General features: G+C 68.1%; 5 protein-coding genes and 1 pseudogene. 1 reads left to right on the forward strand and 5 read right to left on the reverse strand.

Annotated elements, in window-relative coordinates; translation table 11 throughout:
• The first annotated feature begins 309 nt into the window (after positions 1 to 309).
• Positions 310 to 1,254: an NAD-dependent epimerase/dehydratase family protein gene (locus WBV89_RS00790; protein ID WP_423979438.1), complete on the forward strand. Its 945-nt coding sequence runs from the start codon at positions 310 to 312 to the stop codon at positions 1,252 to 1,254.
• Positions 1,255 to 1,354: 100 nt separating this feature from the next.
• Here WBV89_RS00790 and WBV89_RS00795 read toward each other — a convergent pair whose 3' ends face one another.
• The 5 genes and pseudogenes from WBV89_RS00795 to WBV89_RS00815 form a co-directional block, all read right to left on the reverse strand.
• Positions 1,355 to 2,446 carry a nucleotidyltransferase family protein gene (locus WBV89_RS00795; RefSeq protein ID WP_423979439.1) on the reverse strand — a complete coding sequence of 364 codons (1,092 nt, stop codon included), beginning with the start codon at positions 2,444 to 2,446 and terminating at the stop codon, positions 1,355 to 1,357.
• Positions 2,439 to 2,723 carry a PqqD family protein gene (locus WBV89_RS00800; RefSeq protein WP_423979440.1) on the reverse strand — a complete coding sequence of 95 codons (285 nt, stop codon included), beginning with the start codon at positions 2,721 to 2,723 and terminating at the stop codon, positions 2,439 to 2,441. The genes WBV89_RS00795 and WBV89_RS00800 overlap by 8 nt, the downstream gene beginning before the upstream one ends.
• A complete protein-coding gene (locus WBV89_RS00805) occupies positions 2,720 to 3,922 on the reverse strand; it encodes a glycosyltransferase family 4 protein (protein WP_423979441.1) in 1,203 nt (400 codons plus the stop codon). Before WBV89_RS00805 ends, WBV89_RS00800 begins: the two co-directional genes overlap by 4 nt.
• On the reverse strand, positions 3,919 to 4,521 hold the full coding sequence (locus tag WBV89_RS00810; RefSeq protein ID WP_423979442.1) for a sugar transferase: 603 nt from the start codon (positions 4,519 to 4,521) through the stop codon (positions 3,919 to 3,921). The genes WBV89_RS00805 and WBV89_RS00810 overlap by 4 nt, the downstream gene beginning before the upstream one ends.
• A pseudogene (locus tag WBV89_RS00815) lies at positions 4,518 to 4,973 on the reverse strand (hypothetical protein); the annotation flags it as partial. The pseudogene WBV89_RS00815 and the gene WBV89_RS00810, both read right to left, overlap by 4 nt.

A 4,973-nucleotide genomic window follows, 5' to 3' on the forward strand; every position in this document is an offset into this window, starting at 1 on the left:
CGCGTTCACCGTGCCGGTCGAGCAGATGTTGATCGACGTCGAGGTCGCACTGGCGGACTTTCGTGGCCGCGGACTTCTCGACGGCTCCGCTCGGATTCCGCCTGAGGGCCGCAGGGTTGCTCCGTCACGACGCGCCGATCCGCGCGCGCCTTGCCAGTCCTGAGGAAGCGACGGCCACGCCGGCGTCGCCCCTTCACCCCGTCGGAGATGGTATGGGCTGCGTGGGCCGGGTGAGCACGACGAATCTCGATGCGTACAGCGGCCTCGACTCGGCACTCGGCTGAGGTTCGGGCCGTAGGCTCGCCGACCATGCGTGTTCTCGTCACCGGTGGAGCCGGGTTCATCGGTTCGAATCTCTGTCGACGACTGACCGCCGGGGATCTTGCCGGCATCGATGAGGTCGTGGTCCTCGACGACTTGAGCACCGGGTTCGTCGACAACCTCGACGGAGTGGACGTCGAAATCGTCGAGGGGTCGTTCCTCGACCCCGACGCACTCGAGCGCGCCGGTCGCGACGTGGGCGCGATCGTGCACCTCGGCGCCCGACCGTCGGTGCCGCGCAGCATCGCCGACCCGGTGGCGAGTCACCTCGCGAACGCGTCGGGAACGGTCGCAGTGCTCGAGTTGGCGAGGCAACAGGACGCACACGTCATCGTTGCCTCGTCGAGCAGTGTCTACGGCGCCACCGAAACCCTGCCGAAGACCGAGGATCTTCCGACCCGTCCGATGTCGCCGTATGCGGCGAGCAAGTTGGCGACCGAGTCGTACACGAACGCGTACGCCCACAGCTACGGAATGGACACGCTGGCCTTCCGGTTCTTCAACGTGTTCGGGCCGTATCAGGCTGCCGGCCATGCATACGCGGCAGTCGTCCCGGCCTTCGTCGATGCGGCCCTCGCCGGTCGGCCACTGACCATCCACGGCGACGGGACGCAGAGTCGCGACTTCACCTACGTCGACACGATCACCGAGGTGATCGCCGATGCGATCGCCCGTCGCGTCGGAAGCCTCGATCCGGTGAATCTCGCATTCGGCAGCCGTACCGACCTGCTCGGCCTGATCGGCGAACTCGAGGGCGTGCTTGGCCATCCCGTCGAGCTCGAGCACGAACCCTCCCGGGTGGGCGACGTTCCGCACTCGCAGGCCGATGGGACCGCGCTCCGGGCACTGTTCCCCGACGTTCAACCAGTCGAGTTGACCGAGGGGTTGACCGCCACCGTCGAGTGGATGCGCAGCACCACCGCGTCGGCCTGACACGACCCGCCGCGCCACCCGCTCCGACGTTCCCGTCGCGAATGTGTGCGCAATGCGGCAAGAAGCGCGACGAGAACCGAAGGGGCGGGCCGTGTGATGGTCAGGCGCGTGGGCGCCGGCGGCGCGTCATGGCACGGATGCGTGACCGAACGTGGTCGACGATCGATCGACCGCGGCGTGCGTCGGAACCCGGCACGGTGAGCATCCACAGGTAGCCGGGCACTGCGGTCGGTCGAAGGGCACCGACAGCAGTGAGTGCTTCGTCACGGAACGGCCGATTCGACGAGAACACTTCGATCGCCTTGGCGTCGCCGCGGCTGATCGATTGACGCGTGGCCCAGTCGTGGGCGGCGTGGTCGATGTCGAGTTCGAGACGCTCCCACGCCTGGATGATCCCTGAGGCGACCACCGCACCGACGTTCCATCGCTCCGCCGTCGCCACCGTCTCCTCCCAGTCCACACGCGAGACGAGAACGAGTTGGGCGACGTCGCGCGCGACGCGCCATTCGCTGAAGCCACCGAGGACGAGGTGGTGGCAGGCGTGGAGGAGCCGGTCGGACGCGGCGAGCGTCGGGATCGATCGACCGGCCAGCTCGATCGAGTCCTGTCGATCGAACACGTCCTCCATGTGCGAGCGCACGCCGAATCGCCCGATCGCGAATCGGCGGTGGAGGTCGATCTCGAAGTTGTTCTCGTCGACGATCGTCGCGCCCTTGCCGAATCGTGAGTCCCAGCCGGGGCGGAGCTCGGGGGCGGGACGGGTGTGTCCGACGGACAACAGGGTGTCGATCGCGCCGTCCCAATCGTCGGGGTGGATGACGAGGTCGACGTCACCGAAGGTTCGGCATGCGAGCTGGTCGGGGTAGTCGAGATGTGCGAGGGCGGCACCCTTGGTGAGACGCCACCGGACGCCTGCGGCATCGAGTTGCGTCGCGGTGCGCACGGCGAACGCCTCGACGAACGTCACGCCGAGCAGCGCGCGGTGCCATGTGTCCCTGGCCGTCTCGAAGGTCTCGGCGTTGGCCTCGACGGCGCCCGCCTCGATGGCGGCGACCAGAAAGCCCGGGATCCGATCGAACTTGGCCCGCGCGATGAAGTTCGCAGCATCGTCGGCGGGGAGTTCCACCGGCGGTCCGGAATGGTCCACCAGCCCGGTCGACGCTGCGGCGCGTAGGACGTCTGCTTCACTCATCGGAATCATCGTCGCGTTCGACGTACCCATCGTCGATCAACTGCCGGACGAACGAGCTCACGTCGGAGCGGACCTGCTCGAGGTCGGCACCATGGCGGCTCGCGAGTCGAGCGGACAGGTCGTCGATCGTGAACGGCTCGGCGAGCAGGTCCCAGATCTCGGCCGCCGGTCCAGCGGCCTCCAGCGCCTCGCCCGCAACCGTCGAGATCGCCAAGTACCCGTCGACGCTCCGCCACAGCACGTCGGCGCGCTGCCGCACCGTGGGGTTCTCACTCATGATGTTCGGGCACTTTGGTCGAGCACGAGTTCGACGCCCTTGCGTGCGGCAACGTCGGCGTAGCAATTCATCACCCTCGCGACGACGTCGCGTACGTCGAACTCGGCGTGCGCCTTCTGCAGCGCGGCTGTCCCCATCTGCTCTCGGCGATCTGGATCCGAGATCAGATCGCCGAGCGCGTCCGCCAGGGAGGCGGGATCAGCTACGCCGACGAGCAGCCCGGTCACGTCGACCTCGACCACCTGGCGGCATCCGCGGATGTCGGTCGCGACGATCGGCAGCCCGCTGGCCGCGGCTTCCATCGCGGCGCGCGGTTGGCCCTCCCGGTGCGATGCGAGCACGAAGATGTCGAAACCGCCGAGCACCCGCTCGACGTCGTCGCGATGGCCGAGAAAGACGACTCCGGCGGCGCTGGCCGACTCGATGACCGAGCGGGGGAGTGCATCGGACTTCTCCGGGTCGTCTCCGCCGACCACGACGAGCCGGGCCGGCTGGTCGAGTCGCGTCATCGCGTCGAACAACTCTGGGTAACCCTTCTCGGCGACGAGTCGGCCGACGGTTCCGACCACGACCGTGTCGTCATCGACTCCCCATTCACGTCGGAGGGCGATGCGCTCGGGAGCGGACAGCACGTCGGGCCGGAATCGGGTGAGGTCGACCCCGTTGCCGAGGTGGGTGACCTTCTTCGTTGAAGACAGGTGGAAGCGGCGGATCGTGTCGATGTCCTCGGCGTTCTGCACCAGTTCGGCATCGGACCAACGCGAGGCGAATGCTTCGAGGGAGTAGACGACGAGGCGGCGAAGCCACCGATCATCGGGTGTGGCGTAGAGCCCGTGGACGGTGTTGACGACGATCGGGACGCCGGCGAGGCGACCGACGACCCGGCCGTAGAGGCCGGGCTTCGGATTGTGCGTGTGCAGCACCGTCGGCCGTTCGTCGCGCAGGATCGACCACAGTTCTCGGGCCGAGCGCAGGTCGCCGAGCAGATTCCAGCCTCGTGTGGACGACTTCAGTGGCACGTGTCGGACGCCGCGTTCCTCCAGCCCACGGACGTACGGGCCCGTTGCGCTCACACCGACCGCATCGCCATCGGCGGCAGCGACGGCGTCGAGTTGTGCCCTGAGCAGCAGTTCGAGGCTCATGTCGACGGTCGTGAGATGCATCACGCGCCGGGGATCTGCGTGCCGCTTCGTACTCATTCTCCGTTCCCGAGGAACTCCGTCATGGTCGTTCCGTCCTCGTGGTCGATGCCGTCGCGCCGCAGGACCTGCTGGACGGTCATCGCGAGGATGCGTGCGTCGAGTCGCAGCGATGCGTGGTCGACGTACCAGACGTCGAGCGCGAACTTCTCGTCCCACGGCACCCGATTGCGTCCGTGCACCTGCGCCCACCCGGTCACGCCCGGGCGCACCTCGAGTCGCCGAGCTTGGGTGTCGTCGTAGCGCCGGAGGTACTCGACGGGGAGCGGTCGGGGCCCCACGAGGCTCATCTGACCGCGCAGCACGTGGACGAGGGTGGGGAGTTCGTCGAGGCTCGTCGCACGCAACCATCGGCCGGTGCGTGTCATCCGGGCGCCGTCGTGTTCGGGGCCGCGTTGGTCGGCCGTCGGGGTGCACATGGTGCGGAACTTCACGAGCTCGAACGGCCGTCCGCCGCGGCCGCTGCGGGGCTGGCGGAAGGTGACAGGCGAACCGTCGACGACCCGGATCAGCACGGCGGTGGCGGCGATGATCGGTGACAGTACGGCGAGCGCGACCGCCCCGATCGTGACGTCGATGACGCGTTTGAAAGACTTCACGATCCGGGCCGGCGAACGATGAGGGGAGTCGTGACGAGTGCGAGGAGTGGGATCGCAACGATGACCACTCCAACGGCTTCGCCGGCGGTGGTGCGCACGCCACCGAGTCGTGCCACTGCGATTGCGAAGACGAGCTGCGCGCCGACCAAGGCCGGCATCGTCCACCGCTCGGTCGCTCGGATCCGGTGTGGTCCGGCAACCCCGGCGATGATCGATGCCACCACGAGCAGGCCGAGCAGCGCAACGCCGGCGATCATTGCGCCGGATCGGCCGGCCGAGCCGTGCACGGCGAGCCACACGAGCACGATGTCGAGGCCCGCGACGATCAGACCGTCGACGCGCATGCGACCCGTCAACTCGCCGAGCCACATGATGCCGATGACGGGGAGGATGCCGACGATCCGGTCGGTCTCGGGGATCCCGACGTACAGGCCCACCAAAGCGGCGAGCAC

Origin of the sequence: Ilumatobacter sp. (assembly GCF_049588435.1) — a bacterium.
Taxonomy (GTDB): domain Bacteria; phylum Actinomycetota; class Acidimicrobiia; order Acidimicrobiales; family Ilumatobacteraceae; genus Ilumatobacter_A.

Excerpts from the sequence above, each read along its gene's own strand:
- WBV89_RS00805 (WP_423979441.1), bottom strand. The coding sequence starts at position 3,922 with ATGAGTACGAAGCGGCACGCAGATCCCCGGCGCGTGATGCATCTCACG.
- WBV89_RS00800 (WP_423979440.1), bottom strand. The coding sequence starts at position 2,723 with ATGAGTGAGAACCCCACGGTGCGGCAGCGCGCCGACGTGCTGTGGCGG.
- WBV89_RS00795 (WP_423979439.1), bottom strand. The coding sequence starts at position 2,446 with ATGAGTGAAGCAGACGTCCTACGCGCCGCAGCGTCGACCGGGCTGGTG.
- WBV89_RS00790 (WP_423979438.1), top strand. The coding sequence starts at position 310 with ATGCGTGTTCTCGTCACCGGTGGAGCCGGGTTCATCGGTTCGAATCTC.